The organism is Streptomyces sp. CMB-StM0423, assembly GCF_002847285.1.
Classification (GTDB): domain Bacteria; phylum Actinomycetota; class Actinomycetes; order Streptomycetales; family Streptomycetaceae; genus Streptomyces.
On the sequence record NZ_CP025407.1, the window covers coordinates 5,442,191 to 5,469,114 of the forward strand.

The following is a 26,924-nucleotide window of genomic DNA, read 5'->3' on the forward strand; positions in this document are numbered from 1 at the left end:
TCCGGGGCCTCCCCGCCCCGCCCCCGACGCCGACGCTGCGCAGGCAAGGAGCACGTATGAAGACCGCGCCCCCCTCCACCCCCGTGACCTCCCAGGCCCCGCTCAGCTCCCAGGTCACCATGACCCTCGCCGCGCTCGCCGCAACGGGCGCGACGCCGCGGCCCTCGGGGGAGACGGTGGTGGAGCAGACCGCGCGGATCCGCAGGGGCATCGTGGCGCAGTTGCAGAGCTCCACGGTCGTCAGCGGCTGGGAGCTGCTGTGGCTGGCCCTCAGCCCGGACAACGCCAACCTCGTCTACGTCGCCCTCAACACCGACGGCTCGAACCAGATCGCGGTCGTCGTCCGCGGCACCGTCGACAACCCGGCCGACATGCTCGAAGACCTCGACGTCGGCACGCTGGTGACGTTCAGCCCGGCCGGGAGCGTCGAGCCGCTGGCGGTCTCGGCGGGGGCGATGGCGGCGTTCACGCAGGTCGCGGCGGCGCGCGGGGCGGAGGGGCTGGCGGGAGACGTGACCGGCGCCGGGCCGATCCCGCTCATGGCCACGGTCACGGAGGAACTGGCCGCCCTGCTGCAGAACCTCCCGCCCTCGCCCCAGCCCACTGTCTACGTCATCGGCCACAGCCTCGGCGGCTGCGTCGCCACCATGCTCGCCCCGTACCTCCAGGCGTGGAGCTGGCCGGGGAACCCGCCGCAGCTCGCGCTCGTCACGTACGCCGCGCCGACCGCGGGCGGGCAGGGCTTCGCCGACTACGTCGACTCGCTGCCCTGGGCGCAGTACGAGCGCCACGTCAACGCGTACGACCTGATCCCGCTGGCCTGGTCGGGCCTCAGGACGGCGCTGGACTGGTACCCGTCGCCGGGTCCCGCGGCGACCGACGAGGTGATCGCCCTGCTGCTCACGATCGACGGGTTCAGGAAGGGCAACGTCTACGTCCAGCCCAGCGCGAACAACCCGATCACGGTGAACCCGCACTACCTCACCAACGACTCCGCGCTCACCAACAAGACCACCGCGGACTTCCTGGGCCAGGTCGCGTACCAGCACGCCAACGACACGTATCTCGCCCTGCTCGACGCCCCGGCGCTGGACGCCGGCCCGGTGGTGACCGGCCTGAGCCCCACCACGGGACAGGGCGGCACGAAGATCGCGATCACGGGCACTGGCTTCGACACGAACACCGCCCTCGACTTCGGCACGGTGCCCTGCACGAACTTCACCGTCGACTCCGCCACCACCATCACGGCCTACGCCCCGGACGGGGCCGGCATCGCCGACGTCCGCGCCACCAACTTCCTCGGCACGTCCCCCGCCGCCCCGGCGGCCCGCTTCGCGTACGGCCCCTTCGCGCCGGTGGCGATCACCTCGATCTCCCCGGCCCGCGGCCGGGTCGACACCAAGGTCACCATCAACGGCACCGGCTTCACCCAGAACGCCAAGGTCCTCTTCCGCAACCACGCCTCGGCACACGTCGACCACGAGTCCTCCACGACCCTCACGGCCAGGGCCCCCCGCCACCTCCCCACGGACCCGGCGACGGTGGACATCATGATCGTCACCGACACCGCCACGTCCCCGACGGGCCCGTACGACGAGTTCACCTACGGCGACTGAGTCTGCCGTGCACACACGCAGGTCACTCGGCCTGCCGGTGTCGTTTCCGTCCAAGACGGCCGCCGCGGCCGCGATCTAGCCTGGCCCGGTAAATCGCCTGATCACGAGGAGACAGCACCATGCGCGACCTGGTCTGCACCGCCTTCATATCGCTCGACGGTGTCGTGGACTCGCCCGGTGGCGGGCCGGGGGAGGAGCATCGCAGCGGCGGATGGGTGGTGAACGACCTCGAGTTCGTTCCGGAAGCCTGGTCGCTGAAGGGGGAGGAGCTGGCCGACACGGCGGCGCTGATGTTCGGCCGCCGCAGCTACGAGGCGTTCGCGCCCGTCTGGCCCGGCTCGGAGGACCACGCCGACTACAAAGAGCTGCCCAAGTATGTGGTGTCGACCACGCTGTCCGACGACGCCCTCGTCGACGGGTGGGGGCCGACGGCCATCCTGCGCTCGACGGAGGACGTCGCGGCGCTCAAGGAGGGCGAGGGCGGCGCGATCTTCATCCACGGGAGCGCGGAGCTGGCCCGGAGGCTGTCGGACGCGGGCCTGATCGACCAGTACAACCTGCTCGTCTTCCCCGTGCTGCTCGGTGCCGGGAAGAGCCTGTTCGGCCGGGCCGACCGCGACAAGCAGATGCTGACGCTGCGGGAGTCGGAGAGTTACTCGAACGGGATCACGAAGCTGATCTACGACGTCAAGCGCTGATCTCCGGATGGAGGGCGATCGCGCCGCCGGCGCCCTCGCGCAACTGCCGTGCGGTGCGTCCGACGTAGGAGCGCAGCGCCCGGGCCAGGTGCGGCTCGTCGAAGTAGTCCAGCTTCGCGACGACGGACGCGGCCGGGGCGCCGAGCGCCAGCAACTCCGCCGCGGTGCGGGCCCGCGCGATCTGCCGGACGGTCCTGTGCGTCAGCCCCGTCGCGGCACGGAACCGGCGTTCGACCGTGCGCGCCGAGACAGCCGGGCGGTGTCCCCGCAGCACCTCGGCGACGAGCGGGTCACGGACCACGATCCCGGCCCGGACGAGACGCCCGACCAGGGCCTCGGCGTCGTCGGCACGGGGCGACTCCCACTGCCCGCCGTCCAGACGGAACGTCCGGCGGGTGGTGTCGGGCAGCTCGATGCCCCCGTCGACCAGCGCCGGCGTGGGCACGGCCCGCAACGAGGTGCCCAGGGCGAACTCGATGCCGGTGAACGTCGCGCCCTCCGGCACCGGCGCCGTGCCGGTCCGGGTCTCGGGACCGGTGACGCCCGCGTACGCCCGGCCGTCCTGGCTCCAGAACACCAGGCCCCAGTGCACCCCCGCGACGGACGTCATCGCCGTGACCCGTTCGCTCGTGCAGGTCCACACGGTGTCGACCCACGGCGAGTCCGACCGGCGCGTCTCAAAGCCCAGCTCCACGGGCGAAGAGTACGCCGCGTGGTACCGGGAGCGAAGCGGCGGGAACCGCGGAACGGCAGGCCGAGTGACCCGAGACGGGAACGGGAACGGGGACGGACGAGGGCGAGGGCGGCACCCGGTGGGGTGCCGCCCTCGTCGCCTTGCCTTGTCACCGGCTGCTGCTGAGGCCGTGGCGGGAATCGAACCCGCGTTACTCGCTTTGCAGGCGAGCCCCTCAGCCACTCGGGCACACGGCCTTGGTACTCCGTCGAGCGTAGGCGGGGGACGGGTGGTGCTCAATGCGGGGCGGGGGGATGTCACACGGTGGCAACAGCGTGTGCATACGGGTGCCGGGCGCGGGCTGCTGCCGGCCACGGCGGGCTGCCGCGGGCTACTTGGGGGTTCCGCGCCACTGCTTGATCATTTCCCTGCCCCAGCCGTCGCGCATCTCCCGCACCGTGTCCTTGTGCGCCGCCGGGCCGAGCGCGTCCTTGATGACCTCGCCGAAGACCCGTATCAGATCCTCGTCGCTGACCCCTGCGCACTCCGGCGGCTCGCCGCCATCCTCGTCGCCGGTCTCCGGCGTGTGCGCGAAGTCCTCGGCCATGGCGTCCTTGCAGGCGCGCAGCTCTGGATCGGGGCCGCAGGCCGTCAGCAGGGCGGCGACGGCGGCCGCGGTGGCGACGGCCGCGGCGGTGGTGCGGGTACGGGGCCGGGCGCGGGTGGTGTGCATGGCGGATCCCCCTGTCTCGCCGTGGCGATGCGACGCTACCGCCGTCGCCGCCGGGAAGCCCTAGGCCGAACGGCCTAGCGGCGGACCCGACTATCGACAGGGGCTCTTGTCGGTGTGGGGCCTTACCCTGCTGCTCATGGCCAGCCTCGAATCGCGCGACACCGACGTCGCTCCCGCCGGCGCTCCGCCCGCCCCCGAGGGCGTGCTGCGGCGTCCGTACCGGGCGCTCAGCATCGGGATCGTCACCGTCGTCCTGCTCATCGCGTTCGAGGCCACCGCCGTGGGTACCGCGATGCCCGTCGCCGCGCACGACCTGGACGGCATCGGGCTCTACGCCTACGCCTTCTCCGCCTTCTACACCACCGCGCTCTTCGCCATGGTCTTCTCCGGCCAGTGGTGCGACAGCAGCGGGCCGCTGCGGCCGCTGACCGCCGGGATCGGCACGTTCGCGGTCGGGCTGGTGATATCCGGCACCGCGCAGACGATGTGGGCGTTCGTCGCCGGGCGGGCGGTGCAGGGGCTCGGCGGCGGGCTGGTGATCGTCGCGCTGTACGTGACCGTGAGCCGGGCGTATCCGGAGCGGCTGCGGCCGTCGATCCTCGCCGCGTTCGCCGCGTCGTGGGTGGTGCCGTCGGTCGTGGGGCCGCTGGCGGCCGGGGGTGTCACGGAGCACCTGGGGTGGCGCTGGGTCTTCCTCGGCATACCGCCGCTGGTCGTCGTGCCGCTGGCCGTCGCCCTGCCCGCGATACGCCGCCGCGCCCGCGGACCCGTCGACCCCGCCGCGCCGCCGGCACTCGACCGGCGCCGCATCCGGCTCGCGCTGGCCATCGCGGCGGGCGGCGGGCTGCTGCAGTACGCGGGGCAGGACCTGCGCTGGCTCTCGCTGCTGCCGGCGCTGGCCGGCGCGGCGCTGCTGGTGCCGGCGGTACGGGTGCTGCTCCCGCGGGGCACGTACGTCGCGGCGCGCGGGCTGCCGACCGTGGTACTGATGCGCGGCATCGCGGCGGGGTCGTTCATCGCCGCGGAGAGCTTCGTGCCGCTGATGCTGGTCACCCAGCGCGGGCTGTCGGTGACCGAGGCCGGCCTGTGCCTGGCGGTCGGCGGGGCGACCTGGGCGCTGGGCTCCTGGACGCAGGCGCGGCCCCGCCTGGACCCGTACCGGACGCAGCTCGTCCGCATCGGCATGCTGCTGGCGGCCACGGCGATCGCGACGGCGCCACTGGTGCTGGTGGAGTCGCTGCCGGTGTGGATCGTGCCCGTCGAGTGGGCCTTCGGGTGCTACGGGATGGGGATGGTCATCTCCGGTACGAGCGTGCTGCTGCTGAAGCTCTCCGCGCCCGAAGAGGCCGGCACCAACTCCGCCGCCCTCCAGCTCTCCGACAGCCTCGCCAACGTCGTCCTCCTGGCCGTCGCCGGCGTCATCTTCGCCGCCCTCGGCGGCGCGGCCGTCGGCCACGGCGCCCTGGGTACCGGCGGCGACGCCCAACCGGGCGCGTTCGTGGCGGTATTGCTGCCGATGGCGGGGGTGGCGCTGGTCGGCGCGGCGGTGGCGGGGCGGTTGCGTACGACCTCTGCTCCCGAAGCCGCCACGAAGTGACAAGTAGCTCTCTGTAGTGGTTCATTGGTGCGCTTGTCAGTGGTTCGCCGCGGCGGTTGCGGGGTGATGACGACGACGGTCACGCGCGGGTGACTCCTGTCGTCGCTCCTCCCGCCCGCGGGCGGCCCGCCTCGGTGCCCGAGTGACCCAGCGAGCCGATGCCGTGCGGTGCCCCGTTGTCAGGTGTAGGTGTACGGCTGCGGGGACGTGGCCGTGGCTCCGGTGGAGGCCCTCGCGACCACGGCCACGGGGCCGGGGACGGACGTCGCAGGGGTGACCGTCTGCATCTTGACGTCGGACATGATTTTGGTCGAGAGGGCCGGGACGCCGCCGAAGGTGACGCTGGTGACCTGGGACAGGAAGGTGCCGTTGATGTTCACGATGCGGCTTCCGGTGCGCGGCCCGGAGATGGGGCTGATGCTGGTGATGGCGGGGCTGCCGAGGTAGGTGTAGGAGAGGCTGTTGGAGACGCCTCCCGGGCTGACCACGTAGACGGGGATGGTGCGTGCGGGGGCCGACGGCGGGATGGTCACGGTGAGCTGGGTGTCGGACAGGACAGTGGCGGGCGCCTCGACGGTGCCGAACCGTACGGTCTTGACCCCGACGAACCGTTGTCCGGTGACGGTGATGGTGTTTCCCCCGCTCGTCGACCCGGAGGTGGCCGAGAGCTGGTGCAGGACGGGCCGCTGGCGGTAGTAGTAGTGGCCGATGATCGCCGTTCCGCCGCTGGCGGTCACGGTGACCGGTACGGCTGATCGGATGGCGGAAGGGGCGGTCAGGGTCAGCGTGGTGTCGCTGACCACGGCGAAGTCCGTGACGGGCCGGATCCCGAAGCTGACGGCGGTCGTCCCGAGGAAGCCCCGGCCTTTGATGATCACGGTCGTTCCGCCGCCCCGGGGGCCGGTGTTGGGGGAGATGGTGGTCGGCTTCCTCAGCACATCGACCATGTTGTCGCCGTGGTCGACGACATACAGGTATCCGCCGGCCGGTGTGGTTGCCACCTCGTGGGGTCCGGCGAACCCCGGGATCGTTTCGCTGATGCTGTTGCTGGCCGAGTTGATCACCGCCAGTGAGCCCGCACCGGTCATGGACGCGTAAACGAGCGTCCCGTCCGGGGAGGCGGTCAGATAGGAGGGGCTGCTCGCGACGGTGATCGTGTCGGTGACGGTGTTGGTGGCCGTACCGATGACACTCACCTGGCGGGCACCGGAGTTCGCCACGTACACACGGGTCCCGTCGGGGGCGGCGGCTACGCCCAGGGGCGCTTGGAAGCCGGTCACGGTGGACACGACGGTGTTGCTCACCGTGGCGATCACGCTCACGGCGCCGCCGGGGGAGTTGCTGACGTAGGCTCGCAGCCCGTCGGGGCGGACGGTGACGACCTGGGGGCCGTTCCCGACGGTGATGGTGCCGGTGACGGTGTTGGTGGCCGTGCTGATGACACTCACGGTGTTGGCACCGGAGTTCGCCACGTAGACACGGGTCCCGTCGGGGGTGACGGCCAGCCCGCGCGGAGCGTTGAGGCCGCTGACGGTACCGACGAGGGTGTCGGTGGCCGTGTCGACGACGGCGACGGTTCCCGAGCCGGGCATGGTCACGTAGACGTACCGGCCGTTGGGAGTGACCGCCGCGTCCCACGGGCCGGCCCCCACGCCGATGGTGGTGACGACGGCGTTCGCCGCGGTGTCGATCACGCTCAACGTGTTGCCGCCCGAGTTGGTCACATAGGCGCGCAGCCCGTCGGGCCGCATGGCGACGGAGTGGGGCGCCGGTCCCACCGGGATCGGGCCGGCGTCGGCCACCAAGGGCAGGGCGGCGGACGAGGAGCTCCCGGACTTCTCGATTTCCGGCGGGGCTTGACCGACTGACATTGCCGACTCCTCTCTACCGGACTCCCGAATTCGGTGAGTGTCAGAGCGAGTCGAGGATTTCACGCCCTCTGCACCACAGCCTGGCGCCCGTGGACTCAGGAATCGATTCCATGCGTTCCCCTGATCGTCCCATCCGCCGCGACTGTGCATAAGTGGTCAACCGGAGCACTCGGATGCACATGCTGTCAACGGGAAGTAATTCATCTTGTATTATTCACGACTTACTACATCGTATGCGCCCTGCTCCATCCGTGGAATGCCTGCTTCAGTTGTGTGTACGAGGACGCCCCGCGCGAGGACTCAACTCCACTGGAATGGCGCCGACATCACAGGCCATCCGTGCCCCCGCAAGCAGGGCCCCCGCCAAGGAGAAGCAGACACCCAGTGCGAAGGAGAAGCCCCCATGGTCACTCTGAACCCGAACCAGGGACCCACCTCGGGCGGTAACCAGGTCGTCATCACCGGGACGAATTTTGCCCGTGCCACCGGCGTAAAGTTCGGCAGCAAGTCGGCCACCTTCACGATCGACAGCGCCACCCAGATCACCGCTGTGGCGCCCTCGAACAACGCCGCGGTCCAGGTCGTCGTCACGGCGCCAGGCGGAGGGTCTTCCCCGGGCTGGTACTACTACATCCCACCCCCGTCCAAATCGGGCCTCAGCTCGACCGTGGGGCCGCTCAACGGCATCCCGGTCACCCTCACCGGTGCGAGCCTGCAGACCGCCACATCAATGTCGTTCGGCGCCAACACCGCCGTTCCCACCGCGGTGAACGACACCACGCTGAACGTCCAGGTGCCGCCCGTGACCACCCCGCAGACCGTCCCGGTCAGCGTCACGACCATGGGCGGCACGACCAACGGGCTCACCTTCACCTATGTGGGCGCTCCGACGGTGACCAGCATGAGCCCCACCACCGGACCGGACTACGGCGGCACGGCATCCACCATCATCGGCACCAACCTCAGCGATGTCGTGGACGTGTCGTACGGCCCCGACTCGTGCGCCTACAACATCATCGACGACACCACCATCGTCGCCTACTCGTCAGGCGGCACGGGCACGGTCACCGTGACCGTCACCAGCGTGGGGGGCAGCGACTCCTCGCAGTCGTTCGCCTATGTCAGCAGTCCCGGCTGAGCCGGCCGCGAGGGCGCAGAGCTCTCGGGCCGGCCTGCGGAACCGGGGCACGGCCCCGGTTCCGCACCCGGCTGTACGGCTGCGTGTCTCATGCGCCGCGGTCCAGCGGCGCGGCCGGCTCCTGCTGACGAGGGAAGGAGGCGAAACAGGCGGCCCGCGCCCGCGTTTCCTGTGAGCCGAATCTCGTGCGGTCGACCCGGGAGTGGCCCGCAGGGCACCGGTAGGCTGACGCGGTTGCCGCCGCCGGCACGCCACCGACGGCCCGACCGACCGCCCTGCCGCCCGACTGAGAACGACCCCCGGAGACCGTGAGCACCACCTCTCATCACCTTTCACCGGCCTTCCCCGGCCGTGCCCCCTGGGGCACGGCCGGCAAGCTGCGCGCCTGGCAGGAAGCGGCCATGGACCGCTATCTGCAGTCCCAGCCGCGCGACTTCCTCGCCGTCGCCACCCCCGGCGCCGGCAAGACGACCTTCGCGCTCACCCTCGCCTCCTGGCTGCTGCACCACCACGTCGTGCAGCAGATCACCGTCGTCGCCCCCACCGAGCACCTCAAGACCCAGTGGGCCGAGGCCGCCGCCCGTATCGGCATCCGCCTCGACCCCGAGTACAGTGCGGGGCCGGTCGGCAAGAGCTACCAGGGCGTCGCCGTCACCTACGCCGGCGTAGGCGTACGGCCCATGCTGCACCGCAACCGCTGCGAGCAGCGCAAGACGCTCGTCATCCTCGACGAGATCCACCACGCCGGCGACTCCCGCTCCTGGGGCGAGGCGTGCCTGGAGGCGTTCGAGCCCGCGACCCGGCGGCTCGCGCTCACCGGCACCCCCTTCCGCTCGGACACCAACCCCATCCCCTTCGTCGTCTACGAAGAGGGCAACGACGGCATCCGCCGCTCCTCCGCCGACTACACCTACGGCTACGGCAACGCCCTCGGCGACGGCGTCGTCCGCCCCGTCATCTTCCTCTCGTACAGCGGCAACATGCGCTGGCGCACCAAGGCCGGCGACGAGGTCGCCGCCCGCCTCGGCGAGCCGATGACCAAGGACGCCACCGCCCAGGCGTGGCGCACCGCCCTCGACCCGCGCGGCGACTGGATGCCCAACGTCCTCAGCGCCGCCGACCGCCGCCTCACCGAGATCCGCCGCGGCATCCCCGACGCCGGCGGCCTCGTCATCGCCGCCGACCAGGACTCCGCCCGCTCCTACGCCAAGTTGATCAAGGAGATCACCGGGCACCGCGCCACCGTCGTGCTCTCCGACGACGCGGGCGCGTCGAAGCGCATCGACGAGTTCACGGACTCCGGGGACCGCTGGATGGTCGCGGTGCGGATGGTGTCGGAGGGCGTGGACGTGCCGCGGCTCGCGGTCGGGGTGTACGCGACGACGATCTCGACGCCGCTGTTCTTCGCGCAGGCGGTCGGCCGGTTCGTACGGTCGCGCAGGCGCGGCGAGACCGCGTCCGTATTCCTGCCGACGATCCCCGCGCTGCTCGGCTTCGCGCACGAGATGGAGGTCGAGCGCGACCACGTCCTCGACAAGCCGAAGCCGGACGGCGAGGAGGACCCGTACGCCGAGAGCGAGAAGGAACTCGCGGAGGCGGAGAAGCAGCAGGACGAGGACACCGGCGACCAGGACGAACTGCCCTTCGAGGCACTGGAGTCGGACGCGGTCTTCGACCGGGTCGTCTACGAGGGCGCCGAGTTCGGCATGCAGGCCCACCCCGGCAGCGAGGAGGAGCAGGACTACCTCGGTATCCCCGGGCTGCTGGAGCCGGACCAGGTGCAGATGCTGCTGCAGAAGCGGCAGGCGCGCCAGATCGCGCACAGCAGGAAGAAGCCCGCGGAGGACGCGGACCTGCTGGAACTGCCCGCCGCCCGGCGGCCCGTGGTCACGCACCGCGAGCTGATGGAGCTGCGCAAGGAGCTGAACTCCCTGGTCGGCGCGTACGTCCACCAGAGCGGCAAGCCGCACGGGGTGATCCACACGGAGCTGCGCCGCGTCTGCGGCGGCCCGCCGAGCGCGGAGGCGACGCCGGGGCAGATCCGGCAGCGGATAGCCAAGGTGCGGGAGTGGGCCACCCGGATGAAGTGACGCCCGGGGGCGGGGAATCAGCCGCGGAGGCGGGTCAGTTCCGCCCCGGTGCGGTACAGCTCCACCAGCAGCGGGCGCAGCGCCCGTCCGGCTCCCGTACGCCTTCGCCGCCGCCTCCAGCTCCGGCAGCACGGGACTGCTGGGCTAGGCTGCGCCATGCCCTCTTCCGACCGCCGGTCCGACGGCAAGTACGACGTCAAGCGCGCGCTCAGGCAGTTCTACGCGCCGGGGAACACCGACTGGGAGCTGGTCGACGTACCTGCGCAGCGCTTCCTCGCCGTCGACGGCAAGGGCGACCCCAACACGAACGCCGACTACACCCGGGCCGTCGAAGCGCTTTACGCGGTCGCGTACACGGTGAAGTTCGCCAGCAAGCGCACCCTGGGCCGGGACTTCGTCGTCGGACCGCTCGAAGGGCTGTGGTGGGCGGACCGCCCGGAGGTGTTCGTGGCGCGGGACAAGGGCGCCTGGCAGTGGCGCATGCTGATCAGCCTGCCGGAGTGGATCACCGACGGCTTCGTCGAGGAGGCGAAGGAGGCGAAGCAGGCGGCGCCGGCGAAGAAGGGCGCCGCCGCCCTGTCCGCGCTGCCGCTGGTCCGCGTCGAATCGCTTCGCGAGGGCACCAGCGCGCAGCTCCTGCACGTCGGCCCGTACGACGACGAAGGGCCGGCGCTGGCCAGGCTCCACGACGAGTACCTGGCCGCGAACGGCCTCCGGATGACCGGGCACCACCACGAGGTCTACCTGAGCGACCCGCGGCGCGCCCGGCCGGAGAGGCTGAAGACCGTACTCAGACAGCCTGTCGAACGGGCGGAGTGACCGCGCGCCCGGGGGGCCGGGAACGCTCGTAGCGCAGAAAGGCGGAGATCCGGCCGGTGACCGGGTCGTGCTCCACGACGACGTAGCGGCCCAGGACGGCGAGGGCCACGACGCAGGCGCCCATCTCCAGGCCCTCCTCGACCAGGGTGCCGAGCATGAGCGTGAGGCTGTGGTCGTTCTTGTGCGCCCAGCCGTTGAACGCTTCGACGACCAGCGCGCCGCCGAGATACACCCCGAGCGCCCCCAGCAGCCCGTGCCGCAGATCCCGCGGCAGCCGCCGCGCCCACACCACGGCGACCACGACGCCCGCCACGGCGAGGATCGCCCCGGGCAGCACCCAGGCGTGCGACGGGAGCGCCACCCCGGCGGTGTCCTTCCACGACTTGCCGACCTCGCCGAGGCGTTCGTGGAGGGAGACGGTCTCGTCGATGCTCAGCAGCGCGGTGGCGGCGGAGAACCCGAGCCACGACAGCCGCCCGGGGCGGGCATCGCGCCCGCTGAGCAGCGCGGCGGCGAGGGCGACGCCGGCGACGGCGAGGAGGAGGGTGCTGTTCCACCAGGTGGCGAGGTTGGCTTCGAGGTCGACGTTGACCATGCGGCGGACGCTGGGTATCGGCTCGAAGTGGTTGAAGCCGCGGGTGAGGAGATCGGCGGCGAGGACGAGGACGGTGATACCCCCGGCACCCCAGAGGACCCAGCGGCGGGTGGGGGGTGGGGCGACGGCTTCGGCGGTGTCCGCAGCGACTACGCCCGTTGCAGCGACTACGCCCGTAGCAGCGGCTTCGGCAGGCTCGGCGACTTCGGCGGCTTCGGCACCCGGGCGGACCCCTTCGCGGGCCCGGCCGGGCCCGTCACCCCCGTTCCCCCCGCTACCCCCGTCGGCGTCGGCGTCAGCCTTGGTCTTGGACGCGGAATCGGCGGGTCGCCCGCCGGTGCCGTCCGCGTCCGGCTGGTGTATCTCAAGGTCGGTCATAATCGCGGAGATTAACGGCAGGGGACGCGGGTGAACTGCCCGGGGTGCCCTTGTATGAAGCAGTTCTCACGTCTCCTTCATCCATGAGGGGAACCGGCCCCGCCGAGGGAAAATCCGGCAAGGGGTCCGAAAGCCCACTTCATCGGTACGTTGCGGGGGCGGGAGGGCCGGGACGGACGGCCGCGGTGGCGGGGAGACGGTGCTTCCCCGCCACCGCGGATGGACCGGTGGAGAGCAGTCCGGTGGTTCAGCAGAAGTCGGCGGAGCGCGGCGCCGAGACGTTGCCCGAGCGGTCGATGGCGCGGACGGTGATGGTGCAGCCGGTGAGCGGCGGGTCGCCGATGTTCGGATGGTCGCCGTAGAAGGTCCTGCCGGCGATGATGTGGTCGGTGCCGCCGTCGGTGGTTATCCGGTACCGCAGCCCGCGCGGGAAGTTGACGTTGTCACTGGCGCCGCTCCACCACACGTAGTTGGCCCCGTCCGCCACCTCCTCGGGCTGGATCCTGGTCACGGGCGACGGCGGCTCGGTGTCGGGGTCGACACCGGTGGAGATCGTGCCCGGCGAGCTGGTGCCGGAGACGTTGCCGGCGGCGTCGCGGGCCCGCACGGTGAAGGAGTAGCTCGTCTCCGGCCGCAGCCCGGTGAACTCGGTTCCCCATCTCTCCGCCGACACGACCTTGGTCGTCTCGCCGTTGCTGACCAGGAACTCGGTGACGCCGACGTTGTCCGGCGCCGTGGTGGGATCCCAGAAGTCGAACTCCATGGTGACGCTCGTACCGGTCCGGTCCACGAACTTCGGTGGTACGGGCGTCTGCGGCGGCTCGTCGTCGCCCGCGGCCGCGGCGGGGACGACGCCGGGGACCGTCAGGGCGGCGGCGAGCAGCCCGCCGAGGAGGGCGAGCGCCGGGGCGGGGACGCGCCTACGCCGCGGGGACATCGTGGTGCGGTGCATGGTTCCTCCGGTTCTCGTTCCGATGGAGCACGTACGGAAGTACGCGCTTTCCCCGGGGTACGGAGCGGGGAGCCGGAGCGTTCACCGCCCGCGGGCCGGACGGCGTACGCCGCGCCGCGCGGGTGCGTCGCGGGACGTGGCCGCAGTGCCGCCAGGGGGATGACGATCAACGGGGGCGCGCGCACGTAGCTTTCGGGGACCTGTCGCCTATCCGTAGGGACGAGGCGCTGCGTTGGGCGAGAGGGGGGGTAGCGGGGGAGGGGTGGGGAGGGGGCGGAACTCGCGGCGGGACGGAGTCCGAAACGGGGGGAGCGGTTTACGGAAGCGGAAGTCTGCGTCACGCGCGTGCACGGGCCGTGGCCGGGGGGCCGCGGCGCGGGGGAGGGGCGCGGGGGGCGGGGGCCTGGTGCGGGGTGGCCCCGGGGCGGGATGCTGCGGCGCCGGGGGCGGGAGCCTGGTGGGTGGTGGGCTGGATGCTACGGCGCCGGGGTGGTGGCCTGGTGCGTGGGTGGACCCGGGGGCGGGATGATCCGGGCGCCGGGGGCGGGAGCCTGGTATGTGGTGGGCCGGGGGCGGGATGATCCGGGCGCCGGGGGCGCAGGTCCGGTGGGTGGTGGCTCCGGGGGTGGGATGCTGCGGCGCAGTGGGCGGGGGCCTGGTGCGTGGCGGACCGGGCGGCGGATGTTGCGGGCACGGGGCGGGGGCTGGTACGTGGTTGGACCGGGCGGCGGATGCTCCCGGCGCCGCGCGGTGGGTGGTGGCCCCGGGGGGCGGGATGCTGCGGCGCCGGGGTGGTGGCCTGGTGCGTGGGCGGACTCGGGGACGGGATGCTGCGGCGCCGGGGGTGGCGGTCTGGTGCGTGGTGGATGCGGGGGTGGGTGCTCCCGGCGCCGGGGGCGCGGCCGGTACGCGGTGGCCGCATGGACGGGATGCTCCCGGCACCGGGGGCGGCGGCGCGGTTGGCGGGGGGCCTTGTCGCCGGACTGCGCGGCGTCGTGGGGAGGGCGGGCGTCGGGGTGGGCGGTCTCGTAGATGAACGGGTCGACGTGGGTTTTGGAGCATTGGGCCCCCCGGCTAGGGGCCCAGCCGCGTCCCTGAGGGAACGGGCTCCGGCCGCAGCGGCGATGATACGGGGCCACCCGTGCCCGCCGGTATCCGGAACCTGCCTGCCCGGGGAAGCAGTGCCCGACTCCCCGCCGCACGACGTGCATCCGCCCGGCGACGGTGCGCGCCGGGGGACTGTCCGTATCGCGGCAGCGGAGGAATTGGGTCGTAACTCGTGGTAACACTCCCGGATGCGGCCCGAATCGGCCTCGAAGGGCTGACTTTTGCCCACCCGGACGTACCCGTCCGGCCACCCGCTACCTGGGCGGCTCGGAACGCGCGGACGGGCCGTGCCGACTGTGCTGGAGCGTGGGGCGCGCCCGCGGGCGGCTCGGAACGCAGATGGCTGGGATTGAACTCCTGGTGATCCGGCCAGAGGATCAGCCCAAATCGCCCACGGGGCCCGGCTTTTGCCCACCTGGGCGCGCCAGCCCTGCCCGGGGCGTCTGGAGTGAGCGCGACTGCGGCAAACTCGCGGCGGTCAGTCGGCGGAACTAACCTAAATCGCCCGTCTGGCCTGGCATTCGCCCACTCGCGTGCAGTCACTGGACTTCAGGCGGGCCGGCGCGCCCTAAGGCCGCTCGGGGTGAAGGGAATCGGGTCGAACTCGCAGTTACCCTCCCCGTGGACTGGGCATATCGCCCTCGTGGGGCGACTTTCGCCCATCGGCGTGCGCGCGGCCGGTTCTGGGGCTGGTGACCGGCGTTTGTGGCCGCTGGGCGGAGGAAATGGGTCGTAACTCGCGGTAACACCCCGGGATCCGGGCCGGATCGGACCCCGGAGCCCGACTTTCGCCCAGTGGCACGCACGCGCCGGGGCCCCGGCCCCGCTCAGGCGGGGGTCCGCGACCGGTTCTACCCGGCACCGGCCTGGGCCCCCGCCCGCCAGGGTCGCCCGCGACAGGTTCAGCCCCGGCACCGGCCTGGGCCCCCGCCCGCCGGCGGTGTCGGCGACGGGGGCGTGCCCGGAACTGCTGGGCCGCCCCCAGGACGGCGGGGTATCCGCGCTCGGTTCCTGGCCCATTATCGGGCTTCTCCCCACGTCTGCCGGAGGCTTCGGTGACGGGGTGAGCCCGGATCCGTTGGTTCGGTCCCCCGGGGCGGCGGGGGTATCCGCGATTGGGCCCGGCCCGTCTCCGGGCTTCGGCCCACGTCTGCCGGGGGCTTTGGCGACGGGGGGTGGGTCCGGATCCGTTGCTTTGGTCCCCCGGGGCGGCGGGGGTATCCGCGATTGGGCCCGGCCCGTCTCCGGGCTTCGGCCCCGGCCGTCGGCGGGATCGGTGATCGGACTGAGCCCGGATCCGTGGGGTCCGCCCCCGCCCGCCCAGGCAACTGCGATGGAGCGCAGCCGTCTCAGGTTTCCGCCCCCCGTCGAGCGGGGACATCGGCGATCGAGCCCGGCCCGCCTCCGGCTTCCGCCCCCTCTGTCGCCCGGGACATCGGCGATCGGGCTCGGCCTGCCTCCGGTCTCTTCCCCTCCGTCACCCGGGGCATCGGCGACCGGGCCCGGCGCCTCCGACCTCCGCTCTCCGTCGCCCGGGGCATCGGCGACCGGGCCCGGCCTGCTTCCGGCCTCCGCCCCACGTCTGCCGGGAACCTCGGCGATCGGATCAGACCCCGGCGGCCGGCGGCCCGGCCGCCCCGGTCGCAGGGCTCGGCATCCGTAGTCCTGTTCGAGGGTGCCCGCTCCCTCCGGGCCACCCATAGCCGCCGGTCTTTCGGGCCGGAGTCCGGTGTCAGGGGTGGGGCGAAGCCCCATCGCGAAGCGACGTTCCCGCAGCGAAGCGGAGGGGACGCCCTTGACACCGGACGGAGGACCGCACACTCAGGAGTGGGGTGGCCCGGGGGGAGCCCCAGCGACGCCCTACTCCCTTCGCCGCTTCCCCCGCACACCGGCACCCCCCACGCAGCACCGCCAGCCCGGCGCCGTACCCCCCGTACGCCGGCACCCCCAACGCAGCACCGCCACCCCGGCGCCGTACCCCCGCACCCGCCCCGCACAAACACGACGTACCAGCTCAGCGCCCTGCAGCCCCCCGCATTGTCAGACCAGCCGCATACCCTTGGGCGGGCGTGAGGGGATGACCCGGGGGAACGCTTGGGCGGGTGTGAGGGGAAGACCGGGTGCATTCCCCTGGGCGGGTGTGAGGGGAGACCGGGCGCATTCTCCTGGGCGGGCGTGAGGGGATGACCCGGGGGAACGCTTGGGCGGGTGTGAGGGGAAGACCGGGTGCATTCCCCTGGGCGGGTGTGAGGGGAAGACCGGGCGCATATCCCTGGGCGGGCGTGAGGGAGAACCGGGCGCGTACCCCTGGGTGAGCGTAAGGGAAAACCGGTCGCACATGATCCCCGTGCCTACCCCTCCCGCGGCGACGCGCACGACGCCTCCTGGGCCGCCATCACCTCGTCCCCGTGCGCGAAAGCCCACGCCCCGAACGCGCCGATCGGCGTCAGCAAGCTCTCTCCCAACTCCGTCAGCCCGTACTCCACCCGCCCCGCCGCCCCGGGCCACTCATCCCGTTCGACCAAGCCGTTGAACTGCAGCCGCCGCAGCGTCTCCGTCAGGACCTTGGAGCTGATGCCGCCGATCCTCTCCCGCAGTTCCACCGGCCGCCTCGGGCCGTCGCGCAGCGCCCACAGCACCACGGCGTTCCACGTGTTGGAGAGCAGGTCGAAGGCGAGGCGGGCCCGGCAGTCGGCGAGAAACGCGTCAGTCGTCACGTACCAAATGGTGCCCGCCCCGCCTTCTAACGTCGTTCCGGACCCCCCTTCCAACACCCACACGAAACGGAACACGCAATGAAGATCGGCGTATTGGGAACCGGCAACATGGCCCACGCCCTCGCCACCCACTGGGTACGCGCCGGGCACCACCTCACCATCGGCGGACGCGACATCCGCAAAGCCCAGCACCTCGCCGCCCGCCTCGGCGGCAGCACCACCGCCGGCGACCTCCGTGCCGCCGCCGGGGCCGGCCAGGACGTAGTCCTGGCCGCCCTGCCCTTCGACGCTGGCGCACACGTCGTACGGGACCTCCGCACCGCCCTGGACGGCAAGGTGCTCCTCGACTGCTCCAACCCCGTCGGCCCCGGCTTCCGCCTGCTCACGGACCGCGGCCCCTCAGCCGCCCAGCTCCTCGCCGCCGCGGCCCCGGGAGCCCACGTGGTCAAAGCGTTCAACCTCTGCCACGAAGACGTCTGGCGCATGCGGCCGCCCGTCTTCGACGGACGCCCCCTCGCCGTACCGCTGTGCGGCGACGACCCGACAGCCCTCGCGCTCGTACACGAGTTGATACGCGACGTCGGCTGCGAACCCGTCCCCGGCGGCGGCCTCGAACGCGCCGGGCTCCTCGAAGCGACCGCCGCGCTGTTCATCGCTCTCTGGGTAGGCGAAGGCGCAGACGCCCAAGCGATAGCCCCGCCCCTCGCCTACGCCACCGGGTCTGCCGACCCCCGGGAGGCCGAAGGCGGTACGGAGGCGGCGGCGCTCCGCTGAATCCTCCTGAGGACCGACGGACCGACGGATCGCTGCCTCGACGGCCCCCGCGCCACCTCCGTTGTCGTGCCTTCCGCCAGCTCAGTGAATCTCGCGGCGCCCACCCGAACCGTGATCCGCAGAAAGCCCACTGCACGGAGCCTTCGTCGCCAAGGTTCTGGTCGTCCACAGCCGCCGCCTGCCCGGCTGGCTGCTCCCGGCGGCGGGCAGCACGCTGTTCGCCGCCATCGGGGTGCTGTGGTACTCGGCGCCGCTGTGGGTCCTCAATGGGTACGCGGTTCCTGGTCTGTAGCGACGACGAGGGCGACGAACCGGGTCCAGGCATCGGGGGTGAAGCGGAGTATGGGACCCTCCGGGTCCTTCGAGTCGCGTACGTGGACGGTGTGCGGGGTGGGTGCGACCTCGATGCAGTCGCCGCCGTCCTGGCTGCTGTAGCTCGACTTGAACCAGGACACCCCTGGGTCAGTGGTGCTCATAGGTCTCCTGCCACTTCCTCGATCAGGCGGGCCGAATCCTCATTACTGAGGGCGAACGCGCGCATTGAACCGTAACGGAGCCAGAAGGCGCTGGTCTGTTCCCGGCCAACCCGGGACATCACGCAGCCTTGGGACTCGACGTAGACGGACTGCTTTCCGTCGGCTGCCTCCAGCAGCACCATGTGGCCGTTCAGGCCGCCATGCACTGCGCGTGCCGAGGGCATCACCTGGATGTCGACATTGCGCAGCTCCGCACACTCCAGTAGTCGGCGGAGCTGCGCCTTCATGACCTGACGGCTCCCCACCATGCGGTGCAGCGTCGCCTCCTCGATGATGAAGGCGAACGCAACCAGGGGCTTCTTGCGGGTGAGTAGCGACTGACGTGCCAGGCGGGCGGTCAACCAGTCGTCGACCGTCTCGTCGTCGATAGGCGGGTACGCACCGCCAAGAAGGATTCTCGCGTAACTCTCGGTCTGCAACAGACCCGGGATCACCAGAGGGTCGTACGAGAACCGGATCGCCGCCTCCTTCTCCAACGTCGCCAAGTCCCGGAAGAACGTCGGTAACTGCGCGAAATCCACCTCATCCTGCAACTCCGCCAGCACACCCCCCGCCTCCACCACCTCCTCCGCCCGCTCCGTGAACTCCGCCTTCGCCGGCCGCCGTCCCTGCTCCACCGACGCGCAGTGGTCCAGCGAGTACCCCATCCGCTCGGCCAACTCCTCCTGCGTCAGCCCCGCCTTCGTGCGGAAGAACTTCAGCAGCCTGCCGTACGCGACCCAGCTCCCCGGCCTGCCGTCGTCGTCGATGCGCTTTCCCCGGCGGCGGTTGTTTCCCATCTGACCCACGCCCCTGTCTGTCGTACGCGCGTGCTATCCGGGTACAACGACACGTATCGGCACGGGTTTCGGGCATCGGCCCGTACAAAACAGCCCCCTTCTCGTACACAACGCCCCTGAGGCCCGGCTGCCCTGCCCGCCCCCTCTCCACCCCCGCCACCGTTGCTCCATGCACGCACCAACCGCCGACCCCACCCTCGCCGCGCTCTTCAGCCCCACCCCCCGCGGCGCCCGCCGTGCCCGGCTGCTCGCCGTGCACCAACTCGCCGCGTGGGGCATCCCCCGCACGACTGCCACCGCCGAGGCCGTCGCCGTCGTGACCGCCGAGCTGGCCGCCAACGCGGCCGTGCACGGACGGCATCCGGGGCGGTGCTTCCGGCTGCGGCTGCGGCTGATGGAGCACGTCGTACGGATCGAAATCTCCGACGCCCGCCCCGAACGGCCTCTCCCCACGGCCGCCCCGCCCGGCGCGGTTCACCCCGAGAGCGACCGCGGCCGCGGGCTCGTCCTCGTCGCCGCGTTCGCCGAGCGCTGGGGCTGCTTCCAGGCCGACGCCGTCGTCAAGACCGTCTGGGCCGAGGTCCGGCGGTAGCGTCCCGCCCGGTGGGGCGCCGCCTCAGAACAGCTTGCCCGGGTTCATGATGCCCAGCGGGTCGAAGACCGCCTTGATCTGCCGCTGCAGCTCCAGACCCACCGGGCCCAGCTCCTTCGCCAGCCACTCCTTCTTCAGCAGCCCCACCCCGTGCTCCCCCGTGATCGTGCCGCCCAGGTCCAGGCCCAGGGCCATGATCGCGTCGAACGACTTGCGCGCCCGCGCCGACTCGTCCGGGTCGGCCGGGTCGAAGCAGACGTTGGGGTGGGTGTTGCCGTCGCCCGCGTGGACGCAGGTGCCGATGGTCAGGTCGTACGCCGCGGCGATCTCGGCGACGCCGTCGAGGAAGGCGCCGAGGCGGCTGCGGGGGACGCAGACGTCGTCGATCATCGTGGTGCCGCTGACCGCCTCCAGGGCGGGGAGGGCGGCGCGGCGGGCGGCGAGCAGCAGTTCCGACTCGGCCGCGTCCGCCGCCGGGACGACCTCCGTGGCGCCCGCCGCGGTGCAGAGGGCGCCCACGGCGGCGAGGTCGGCGGCCGGGTCCGGGGTGTCGAAGGCGGCGAGGAGGAGGGCTTCCGTGGTCTCCGGGAGGCCCATCTTCGTGAGGGAGTTGACGGCCCGTACCGTCATCCGGTCCATCAGCTCCAGCAGCGACGGCACGTGCCCGCCCGCCATGATCCGGCAGATCGCGTCGCACGCCGCCGCCGACGACGGGAACTCCGCCGCCAGCGCCAACTGCGGCCCCGGCGCCGGCTTGAGGGCCAGGGTGGCGCCGACGACCGCGCCGAGGCTGCCCTCCGAGCCGACGAAGAGCCGGGTCAGGTCGTAGCCCGCGACGCCCTTGGCCGTCCGGCGGCCGGTGGTGAGCAGGCGGCCGTCGGGGAGGACGACGTCGAGGCCGAGGACGTACTCCGCCGTGACGCCGTACTTCACGCAGCACAGCCCGCCCGAGCCCGTGCCGATGTTGCCGCCGATCGTGCACGTCTCCCAGCTCGACGGATCCGGCGGGTAGAACATGCCCTCGGCGGCGACCGCGCGGGAGAGCGCGGCGTTGACGACGCCCGGTTCGACGACGGCGATCCGGTTGACCGGGTCGATCTCCACGATGCGGTCCATCTTCACGAACGAGAGCACGATCGCCCCGTCCTCCGCGTTGGCCGCGCCGGACAGGCCCGTACGGGCGCCCTGCGGGACGACCGGGACGCGCAGCTCCGTCGCCGTCCGCAGCACGTGCTGCACCTGCTCGACCGTCTGCGGCAGCACCACCGCCGCGGGCGTGCCGGAGGGGCAGAACCCGGCCATGTCGCCGGCGTACGCCACGGTGACGTCCGGGTCCGTCAGCACCGCCGCGGCGGGCAGGCCCCGACGGAGGGCGGTACGCACTGCCTCGTCCCGGGTCGCGTGTCCGGCTGCTGCCTCATCGCTCATGGCTCCAGACTGCAACGCCTCCGCCCGCCGCGAAACCCCGCCCGCCTCACGTCACCCGCGGTAGCTGGCCGTCCAGCCAGTCCGTCAGGGTCTCCATGTACGACGCCGTGATGTGTGCCCCGTTCCGGTAGACGATCACGTTTCCGATCACCGCGGGGCAGGTGCCGTCCTTGCACATCACCGGCTTCGGGTCGATGAGCCCCACCTCGTCGAACTTCGCGTTCGCCCGCGCGCTCACCGGCTCGTACCCGTACCCGTCCGCCTCCGAGAACGCGCAGTCCTCCAGATCCCTGACCGCGCCGGAGACGCAGGACGGGATGTCCTCGGGCGGGTACGGGTTGTCGGCGAGGGTGAGGACGGTGGCGCCGGTGCCGAGGAGGTCGTCCATGGTCTCCTCGTAGCCCTTCTGGTGCGCCTTGGCGCTCTCCTTGCCGCCGAGCCGCTTGCCGTCCTCGACGACCGTCTTGACGTCCTGCGTGCCCGTGATGATCAGGTCGGGATCCTCCTCCTCGATCCGGTCCAGGGCGTTGTCGCGCCACTCGTCGCACTCGGTGTACGTGCGCTGGAGCTGGTTGTTGAAGACCGTGACCTGGGCCGGGGTGCAGGCCGACTTCGTGAGGGTGACCAGCCGCAGGCCGCGCCGCTCGGTGATCTTCTCCAGCGCGGGGGAGTACTGCATGGCGTGCGAGTCGCCGAAGAGGACGACGGTGTCGCTGCCGCCCTTGTTGCCGTAGGCGCAGTCCCCCGACTCCGTCTCCTGCTGCCCGGCCAGGCAGCCGTCGTCGTGGACCTTGCCGCGGTCGTCGGTGGCCTTCTCCGGGAGCGGGCGCAGCGCCTTCGCGGACTTCTGCGGCTGGTCCTCGTCGGCGAGGGCGGCGGCGCCGCGGGCCTGTTCCGCGGAGGCCAGCGCGATGGTCGGGGCGGAGATCCAGGAGCCGGCCGCGACGAGCACCGTGGCGGTCGTGCAGGCGGCGCCGACGGCCAGGGCGCGGGGGGTGGGCAGGAGGACGCGGGCGCGGCGTACGGGCTCCTCCACGAGCCGGTGCGTGAGCGCCGCGGGCAGCGCGGCGGCGGCGACCACGACGAGCATCCAGCGCACGGACAGCTCGCGGTCCAGCGCGAGGGGCACGAAGACGACGGCGGGCCAGTGCCACAGGTACCAGGAGTACGAGATCCGCCCCGCGTACCGCAGCGGCGGCACGGACAGCAGCCGGGCCACGGGGTGGGCGGCGGGCCCGCAGCCGGCGGCGATGACGGCCGCGGTGCCCAGCACCGGCAGCAGGCCCCACGGACCCGGGAAGCGGGTGGCGTCGTCGAACCGCAGTCCGGCGTACGCGACGGCCGCAAGCCCTGCCGCCGCCAGCGCACCGGCGGCGAGCGCACCCGTCCGGGCGCCGGGACCGGCGCCGGTCCCGGCGGCGGGCAGGGCGCGGCGCCAGGCGGCGGCGGGGACCAGGGCGAGGAGCCCGCCGACGGCCAGCTCCCAGCCGCGGGTGAACGTCGAGAAGTACGCGACCCCGCCCTCCTCGGCGCTCAGCCGCACGGCGTGCGCGAAGGACACCGCCGCCAGCGCCCCCAGCACCACCGCCAGCCGCGCCCGCAGCCCGAAGCGGGCCGGGAGGGGCGCACGGCCGGTATCGCCCGCGCGTACCGGCTTCTTACCCCCGCCCCGTACCTTCCGGAACGTCCACAGCACCGCCAGCACCAGCAGCGGCCACGCCAGATAGAACTGCTCCTCCACCGCCAGCGACCAGTAGTGCTGGAGCGGGCTCGCCTCCGCGTCCGCCGCCGAGTAGTCGACGGCCCGCCCCGCCTGCTGCCAGTTCGTCGCGTACAGCGCCGCGCCCACCGCGTCCGCCGCGACGTTCCGCCGCTCCAGCGGCGGCATCCACTGCACCGCCGCCAGGCACACCGCCAGCACCACGACCGCCGCCGCGGGCAGCAGCCGGCGCGCCCGGCGGCCGTAGAAGCGCAGCAGCGACACCTTGCCGTGCCGCTCCGCCTCGCGCAGCAGCAGGCCGGTGATGAGGAAGCCGGAGACGACGAAGAAGACGTCCACGCCGACGTATCCGCCGGGGAACCAGGGGACGCCCGCGTGGTAGAGCAGGACAAGGCCGAGCGCCACCGCCCGGAGCCCCTCCACGTCGGGGCGGAACGCCGGGCGGCGCCGCTCGTCTCGCTCGTCGTCTCGCGCAGCCTCCTGCTGCTCCCGCTCGATACGCATCACAATTGCGTATCATCCCTGTCGCGGAACGGCCAAGCCGGGGTGGGAAAACTGACAGGGACGAGGCAGGAGTCACTCGCGGCTCAGAGGTTGCCGCGCATGTCCTGTTCGCGCTCGATGGCCTCGAACAGGGCCTTGAAGTTGCCCTTTCCGAAGCCCATGGAGCCGTGCCGCTCGATGATCTCGAAGAACACCGTGGGCCGGTCCTGCACCGGCTTGGTGAAGATCTGCAGCAGGTAGCCGTCCTCGTCGCGGTCGGCGAGGATCTTCAACTCCCGCAGCTCGTCGATCGGTACGCGGGTGTCGCCGACCCACTCGCCGAGGGTGTCGTAGTACGCGTCCGGCACGCCGAGGAACGCGACGCCGGCCGCGCGCATGGTCCGTACCGTGCCGACGATGTCGTTCGTGGCCAGCGCGATGTGCTGGACGCCTGGGGAGTTGTAGAACTCCAGGTACTCGTCGATCTGCGACTTCTTCTTGCCGGGCGCCGGCTCGTTGATCGGGAACTTGACCTTCAGCGTGCCGTCCGCGACGACCTTGGACATGAGCGCGGAGTACTCGGTGGCGATGTCGTCGCCCACGAACTCCTTCATGTTCGTGAAGCCCATGACCTTGTTGTAGAAGGCCACCCACTCGTCCATCCTGCCGAGCTCGACGTTGCCGACGCAGTGGTCGACGGCCTGGAAGGTCCGCCGCGCGGGCGGCGCGACCAGCGGCTCCGCGGCGGCGTAGCCGGGCAGGTACGGGCCGTCGTAGCCGGTGCGCTCGACGAGGGTGTGGCGGGTCTGGCCGTACGTCGCGATGGCGGCGAGCACCACGGTGCCGTGCTCGTCCTTCAGCTCGTACGGCTCCTGGAGGCCGGTGGCGCCCTGCGCGACGGCGTGCGCGTACGCGGCGCGCGCGTCGGGGACTTCGAGGGCGAGGTCGACCACGCCGTCGCCGTGCTCGGCGACGTGTGCGTCGAGGAACCGGCCGCGGTCGGTGGCGGCCTTGATGACGGAGGTGAAGACGAAACGGGCGGAGCCGTTCTCCAGGACGTAACTGGCGGTCTCGCGGCTGCCGTTCTCCGGTCCGGAGTACGCGACCAGCTTCATGCCGAACGCCGTGGAGTAGTAGTGGGCGGCCTGTTTGGCGTTGCCGACCGCGAACACCACGGCGTCCATCCCCTTCACCGGGAAGGGGTCGTCCTGCCGGATCTGCGGAGCGGGCTGATCAATGGTCTCGGTCATGCTCAAAAGGGTCTCTCCGGTTGGCAAGGTGTGCAATAGTTGCCGAAATCACTGGACAGATTGACCGGTGAGACGCGGGCCAGGCCGGGCTATCTGTACAAGCTGACCAACGAGGAGCGTGCGGGATGATCGATCAGCTCGACGGCAAGCTCCTGGAGCTGCTCGCGAACGAGCCGCGCATCGGCGTGCTGGAGGCCAGCCGCCGCCTGGGCGTCGCCCGCGGCACCACGCAGGCCCGGCTCGACCGGCTGCGCTCCGGCGGCGTCATCCGCGGCTTCGGCCCGGACGTCGACCCGGCGGCCCTGGGCTACCCGGTGACGGCGTTCGCCACCCTGGAGATCAAGCAGGGCCAGGGCACGGACGTCCGCAGCCATCTGGCGCGGGTGCCGGAGGTGCTGGAGCTGCACACGATCACGGGGCACGGCGACATGCTGTGCCGGCTGGTGGCGCGGTCGAACGCCGATCTGCAGCGGGTGATCGACCTGGTGGTGGGGTTCGACGGGATCGTGCGGGCGTCGACGGCGATCGTGATGGAGAACCCGGTGCCGCTGCGGATCGTCCCGCTCGTACGGCAGGCGGCGGGCGGCTCCACGGTGGGCGGCTCTGCGGGGGGTGCCGGCCCGGAAGGTGCTACGGAGCGGCCGGAGCGGTGACCTTCGTCACGATCTGTTTCTCACTGAGCGGTTCCACGCGGGTCGAGGGTACGGAGATCGCGTACGGACCGCACGCGAATTCCGGGGCGGTCTGACCGCGTACGGGTAGCGCGTCAGCAGCTCGGTACGCCGCCGCCCGACTCCAGCGCCTTCAGCGACGTCACCGCGTCCGACAGCTTCTCCACCGGCACCAGCCGCAGCCCCTCGGGCAGCTCCGACTGCGCGTCGGCGCACTCCGCCTTCGGCACCAGGAACACCGTCGCGCCGTCGCGCTTGGCGGCCTGCGTCTTCAGCGGTACGCCGCCGACCGCGCCGACGGTGCCGTCCCGCGCGATCGTGCCCGTACCGGCGATGACCCGGCCGCCGGTCAGGTCGTCGGGGCCGAGCTTGTCGACGATCCCCAGGGCGAAGAAGAGCCCGGCGCTGGGCCCGCCGACGTCGGTGAGGCGCAGCTCGACGTCGACGCTGCCGGGCTTGCGGCCGAGGTGGTTCAGGGCGGCGGTGACGGCGGTGTTCTGGGACTCGCGCATCTGCTCCGCGTTGTACTCCCGGATCTCCTTGCGGGAGTCGCCCACCGGATACACGGCCTCCTTGGGCATCACGGCCTCGTCGGTGGCGAACCAGCCGGTGGCGATGTCCGCGAGCCGCAGATCGACCTCGGGTCCGGTCGCGGCGATCGTCGTCATCCGCAACTCGCCGTCGGTGGCGTGCTGTTCCGCGCCGGAGACGGTGATGACGGGGCTGCCCTGGTGGTCGCCGAGCACGTCGGCGGTCATCCCGGGCTTGGCCAGCGAGAAGGGCAGCGGAGCGAACGCCGCGGCGGCGATCAGCCCGGCGACGGGCGCGGCACAGAGCGCGAGGGTCACACGACGAGGTGGCACGCCCCCCAATCTAAGGCCAGGGGACACCCGGCGTCGTACGGCCTCCCCGCTCGTACCGGCTACCGCAGGGCCTGGGCCACTTCGCGGGCGGCCGAGACGACGCGGGGGCCGACCTCGCCCGGGACGATCTCGTGCAGCATCACCACGCCCACGCTGCCCTCTATCCCCGACACCCCCAGCAGCGGGGCCGCCGCGCCGCTCGCGCCCGCCTCCAGTTCGCCGTGCGTCAGGGCCAGCGCCAGCTCCGCGTCCGTCTCGCACGCGCCCGGGCCGAGGCCGCGGCCCTTGAGTATCGCCCGGCCCGCCGCGCCCTGGTCCAGGGCGTGCCGGAAGCCGGCCCGGTAGGCGACGTGGTAGTCGGTCCAGCTCGGTTCGACGACCGCGACGGCCAGCGCCTCGCTGCCGTCGACCAGCGTCAGGTGCGCCGTCGCGCCGACGTCCTCGGCGAGCGCGCGCAGCGCCGGCAGCGCCGCCTCGCGTACCAGCGGGTGCACCTGCCGGCCCAGCCGCAGCACCCCGAGCCCGACGCGCGCGCGGCCCCCGAGGTCGCGGCGGACGAGGGCGTGCTGTTCCAGGGTCGCGAGCAGGCGGTACACCACGGTGCGGTTGACGCCCAGTTTGTGCGACAACTCGGTGACGGTCAGGCCGTGGTCGGTGTCGGCGAGCAGCTTGAGCACGCGGAGTCCACGGTCGAGGGTCTGGGAGGTCTCTGCGGGCACGCCGCCTCCTCAAGTGATGTGCGGCCCTTCCCGCGCCGGCGCACCCGTCCCTTGCAGCCCCGGCGTCTGGAGCCGCCGGCCCCAGGTGGCACCGGCATGTGTCCGCGGCGGCTCTGCCGCGGATC

General features: G+C 72.1%; 22 protein-coding genes, 1 tRNA gene and 1 pseudogene. 10 read left to right on the forward strand and 14 right to left on the reverse strand.

Annotated features, from left to right (window positions below):
- Positions 1-56 precede the first annotated feature (56 nt).
- Complete coding sequence (locus tag CXR04_RS23700) at positions 57-1,616, forward strand: IPT/TIG domain-containing protein (protein WP_101424307.1); 1,560 nt, start codon at positions 57-59, stop codon at positions 1,614-1,616.
- 119 nt (positions 1,617-1,735) lie between these two features.
- The gene (locus CXR04_RS23705) at positions 1,736-2,314 is read left to right on the forward strand and encodes a dihydrofolate reductase family protein (RefSeq protein ID WP_101424308.1); all 579 of its coding nucleotides are present in this window, start codon (positions 1,736-1,738) and stop codon (positions 2,312-2,314) included.
- On the opposite strand, the pseudogene CXR04_RS23710 reads toward CXR04_RS23705, so the two are convergent.
- From CXR04_RS23710 to CXR04_RS23720, 3 genes and pseudogenes are all read right to left on the reverse strand, one after another.
- Positions 2,296-3,008 (reverse strand): annotated as a pseudogene (locus tag CXR04_RS23710) (helix-turn-helix domain-containing protein). The gene CXR04_RS23705 and the pseudogene CXR04_RS23710 overlap by 19 nt on opposite strands.
- A gap of 164 nt (positions 3,009-3,172) precedes the next feature.
- A tRNA-Cys gene (locus tag CXR04_RS23715) sits at positions 3,173-3,244 on the reverse strand.
- Between the two features lie 134 nt (positions 3,245-3,378).
- Positions 3,379-3,720 (reverse strand): hypothetical protein, encoded by a 342-nt coding sequence (locus CXR04_RS23720; protein ID WP_101424310.1) that lies wholly within the window; start codon positions 3,718-3,720, stop codon positions 3,379-3,381.
- Between the two features lie 136 nt (positions 3,721-3,856).
- Here CXR04_RS23720 and CXR04_RS23725 point away from each other — a divergent pair, with 136 nt between their 5' ends.
- Entirely contained in the window at positions 3,857-5,317 is a 1,461-nt protein-coding gene (locus CXR04_RS23725; protein WP_199850519.1) for an MFS transporter, read from the forward strand.
- Positions 5,318-5,496: 179 nt separating this feature from the next.
- On the opposite strand, the gene CXR04_RS23730 is transcribed toward CXR04_RS23725, so the two are convergent.
- Positions 5,497-7,188 carry an IPT/TIG domain-containing protein gene (locus CXR04_RS23730; protein ID WP_159072382.1) on the reverse strand — a complete coding sequence of 564 codons (1,692 nt, stop codon included), beginning with the start codon at positions 7,186-7,188 and terminating at the stop codon, positions 5,497-5,499.
- Positions 7,189-7,591: 403 nt separating this feature from the next.
- Here CXR04_RS23730 and CXR04_RS23735 point away from each other — a divergent pair, with 403 nt between their 5' ends.
- The 3 genes from CXR04_RS23735 to CXR04_RS23750 all read left to right on the forward strand — a co-directional run bounded on the left by CXR04_RS23735 (position 7,592) and on the right by CXR04_RS23750 (position 11,235).
- Complete coding sequence (locus tag CXR04_RS23735; protein WP_101424313.1) at positions 7,592-8,326, forward strand: IPT/TIG domain-containing protein; 735 nt, start codon at positions 7,592-7,594, stop codon at positions 8,324-8,326.
- Positions 8,327-8,634: 308 nt separating this feature from the next.
- Positions 8,635-10,416, forward strand: coding sequence for a DEAD/DEAH box helicase (locus CXR04_RS23740; protein WP_101424314.1), 1,782 nt, complete (start codon positions 8,635-8,637; stop codon positions 10,414-10,416).
- Between the two features lie 156 nt (positions 10,417-10,572).
- Positions 10,573-11,235, forward strand: coding sequence for a GyrI-like domain-containing protein (locus CXR04_RS23750; protein WP_101424315.1), 663 nt, complete (start codon positions 10,573-10,575; stop codon positions 11,233-11,235).
- Here CXR04_RS23750 and CXR04_RS23755 read toward each other — a convergent pair.
- From CXR04_RS23755 to CXR04_RS23765, 3 genes are all read right to left on the reverse strand, one after another.
- Positions 11,207-12,208 (reverse strand): hypothetical protein, encoded by a 1,002-nt coding sequence (locus CXR04_RS23755; RefSeq protein ID WP_101424316.1) that lies wholly within the window; start codon positions 12,206-12,208, stop codon positions 11,207-11,209. The two genes, CXR04_RS23750 and CXR04_RS23755, sit on opposite strands and share 29 nt — an antisense overlap.
- A 247-nt stretch (positions 12,209-12,455) precedes the next feature.
- Positions 12,456-13,160: a hypothetical protein gene (locus tag CXR04_RS23760; protein WP_101424317.1), complete on the reverse strand. Its 705-nt coding sequence runs from the start codon at positions 13,158-13,160 to the stop codon at positions 12,456-12,458.
- A gap of 3,458 nt (positions 13,161-16,618) precedes the next feature.
- Positions 16,619-16,984 (reverse strand): winged helix-turn-helix transcriptional regulator, encoded by a 366-nt coding sequence (locus tag CXR04_RS23765; protein ID WP_101426559.1) that lies wholly within the window; start codon positions 16,982-16,984, stop codon positions 16,619-16,621.
- 78 nt (positions 16,985-17,062) lie between these two features.
- Between CXR04_RS23765 and CXR04_RS23770 the strand changes: the two genes are divergently transcribed.
- Together CXR04_RS23770 and CXR04_RS36940 are read left to right on the forward strand one after the other, a co-directional pair.
- Positions 17,063-17,758: an NADPH-dependent F420 reductase gene (locus CXR04_RS23770; RefSeq protein ID WP_101424318.1), complete on the forward strand. Its 696-nt coding sequence runs from the start codon at positions 17,063-17,065 to the stop codon at positions 17,756-17,758.
- Positions 17,759-17,948: 190 nt separating this feature from the next.
- Complete coding sequence (locus tag CXR04_RS36940; protein ID WP_234380814.1) at positions 17,949-18,050, forward strand: DUF6529 family protein; 102 nt, start codon at positions 17,949-17,951, stop codon at positions 18,048-18,050.
- Here the strand turns inward: CXR04_RS36940 and CXR04_RS23775 are convergent.
- Together CXR04_RS23775 and CXR04_RS23780 are read right to left on the reverse strand one after the other, a co-directional pair.
- Positions 18,022-18,234 (reverse strand): DUF397 domain-containing protein, encoded by a 213-nt coding sequence (locus tag CXR04_RS23775; RefSeq protein ID WP_101424319.1) that lies wholly within the window; start codon positions 18,232-18,234, stop codon positions 18,022-18,024. The genes CXR04_RS36940 and CXR04_RS23775 overlap by 29 nt on opposite strands.
- The gene (locus CXR04_RS23780; protein WP_101426560.1) at positions 18,231-19,073 is read right to left on the reverse strand and encodes a helix-turn-helix domain-containing protein; all 843 of its coding nucleotides are present in this window, start codon (positions 19,071-19,073) and stop codon (positions 18,231-18,233) included. Before CXR04_RS23780 ends, CXR04_RS23775 begins: the two co-directional genes overlap by 4 nt.
- A 169-nt stretch (positions 19,074-19,242) precedes the next feature.
- Between CXR04_RS23780 and CXR04_RS23785 the strand changes: the two genes are divergently transcribed.
- Positions 19,243-19,665, forward strand: coding sequence for an ATP-binding protein (locus CXR04_RS23785; protein WP_101424320.1), 423 nt, complete (start codon positions 19,243-19,245; stop codon positions 19,663-19,665).
- Positions 19,666-19,689: 24 nt separating this feature from the next.
- Here CXR04_RS23785 and CXR04_RS23790 read toward each other — a convergent pair whose 3' ends face one another.
- From CXR04_RS23790 to hppD, 3 genes are all read right to left on the reverse strand, one after another.
- The gene (locus CXR04_RS23790) at positions 19,690-21,093 is read right to left on the reverse strand and encodes an FAD-binding oxidoreductase (protein WP_101424321.1); all 1,404 of its coding nucleotides are present in this window, start codon (positions 21,091-21,093) and stop codon (positions 19,690-19,692) included.
- A 46-nt stretch (positions 21,094-21,139) separates the two neighbouring features.
- Entirely contained in the window at positions 21,140-23,317 is a 2,178-nt protein-coding gene (locus tag CXR04_RS23795) for an acyltransferase family protein (protein WP_101424322.1), read from the reverse strand.
- Positions 23,318-23,400: 83 nt separating this feature from the next.
- Positions 23,401-24,546, reverse strand: coding sequence for a 4-hydroxyphenylpyruvate dioxygenase (hppD, locus tag CXR04_RS23800; RefSeq protein ID WP_101424323.1), 1,146 nt, complete (start codon positions 24,544-24,546; stop codon positions 23,401-23,403).
- 125 nt (positions 24,547-24,671) lie between these two features.
- Here hppD and CXR04_RS23805 point away from each other — a divergent pair, with 125 nt between their 5' ends.
- Positions 24,672-25,199 carry an Lrp/AsnC family transcriptional regulator gene (locus CXR04_RS23805; RefSeq protein ID WP_101424324.1) on the forward strand — a complete coding sequence of 176 codons (528 nt, stop codon included), beginning with the start codon at positions 24,672-24,674 and terminating at the stop codon, positions 25,197-25,199.
- Positions 25,200-25,312: 113 nt separating this feature from the next.
- Here CXR04_RS23805 and CXR04_RS23810 read toward each other — a convergent pair whose 3' ends face one another.
- Positions 25,313-26,065 carry a S16 family serine protease gene (locus CXR04_RS23810; protein ID WP_101424325.1) on the reverse strand — a complete coding sequence of 251 codons (753 nt, stop codon included), beginning with the start codon at positions 26,063-26,065 and terminating at the stop codon, positions 25,313-25,315.
- Between the two features lie 74 nt (positions 26,066-26,139).
- Positions 26,140-26,799 carry an IclR family transcriptional regulator gene (locus CXR04_RS23815; RefSeq protein WP_101424326.1) on the reverse strand — a complete coding sequence of 220 codons (660 nt, stop codon included), beginning with the start codon at positions 26,797-26,799 and terminating at the stop codon, positions 26,140-26,142.
- Between the last annotated feature and the right edge of the window lie 125 nt (positions 26,800-26,924).

Excerpts from the sequence above, each read along its gene's own strand:
- CXR04_RS23775 (WP_101424319.1), bottom strand. The coding sequence starts at position 18,234 with ATGAGCACCACTGACCCAGGGGTGTCCTGGTTCAAGTCGAGCTACAGC.
- CXR04_RS23795 (WP_101424322.1), bottom strand. The coding sequence starts at position 23,317 with ATGCGTATCGAGCGGGAGCAGCAGGAGGCTGCGCGAGACGACGAGCGA.
- CXR04_RS23790 (WP_101424321.1), bottom strand. The coding sequence starts at position 21,093 with ATGAGCGATGAGGCAGCAGCCGGACACGCGACCCGGGACGAGGCAGTG.
- CXR04_RS23725 (WP_199850519.1), top strand. The coding sequence starts at position 3,857 with ATGGCCAGCCTCGAATCGCGCGACACCGACGTCGCTCCCGCCGGCGCT.
- CXR04_RS23705 (WP_101424308.1), top strand. The coding sequence starts at position 1,736 with ATGCGCGACCTGGTCTGCACCGCCTTCATATCGCTCGACGGTGTCGTG.
- CXR04_RS23735 (WP_101424313.1), top strand. The coding sequence starts at position 7,592 with ATGGTCACTCTGAACCCGAACCAGGGACCCACCTCGGGCGGTAACCAG.
- CXR04_RS23760 (WP_101424317.1), bottom strand. The coding sequence starts at position 13,160 with ATGCACCGCACCACGATGTCCCCGCGGCGTAGGCGCGTCCCCGCCCCG.
- CXR04_RS23720 (WP_101424310.1), bottom strand. The coding sequence starts at position 3,720 with ATGCACACCACCCGCGCCCGGCCCCGTACCCGCACCACCGCCGCGGCC.
- CXR04_RS23805 (WP_101424324.1), top strand. The coding sequence starts at position 24,672 with ATGATCGATCAGCTCGACGGCAAGCTCCTGGAGCTGCTCGCGAACGAG.
- CXR04_RS23700 (WP_101424307.1), top strand. The coding sequence starts at position 57 with ATGAAGACCGCGCCCCCCTCCACCCCCGTGACCTCCCAGGCCCCGCTC.
- hppD (WP_101424323.1), bottom strand. The coding sequence starts at position 24,546 with ATGACCGAGACCATTGATCAGCCCGCTCCGCAGATCCGGCAGGACGAC.
- CXR04_RS23730 (WP_159072382.1), bottom strand. The coding sequence starts at position 7,188 with ATGTCAGTCGGTCAAGCCCCGCCGGAAATCGAGAAGTCCGGGAGCTCC.
- CXR04_RS23755 (WP_101424316.1), bottom strand. The coding sequence starts at position 12,208 with ATGACCGACCTTGAGATACACCAGCCGGACGCGGACGGCACCGGCGGG.
- CXR04_RS23780 (WP_101426560.1), bottom strand. The coding sequence starts at position 19,073 with ATGGGAAACAACCGCCGCCGGGGAAAGCGCATCGACGACGACGGCAGG.
- CXR04_RS23770 (WP_101424318.1), top strand. The coding sequence starts at position 17,063 with ATGAAGATCGGCGTATTGGGAACCGGCAACATGGCCCACGCCCTCGCC.
- CXR04_RS23785 (WP_101424320.1), top strand. The coding sequence starts at position 19,243 with ATGCACGCACCAACCGCCGACCCCACCCTCGCCGCGCTCTTCAGCCCC.
- CXR04_RS23750 (WP_101424315.1), top strand. The coding sequence starts at position 10,573 with ATGCCCTCTTCCGACCGCCGGTCCGACGGCAAGTACGACGTCAAGCGC.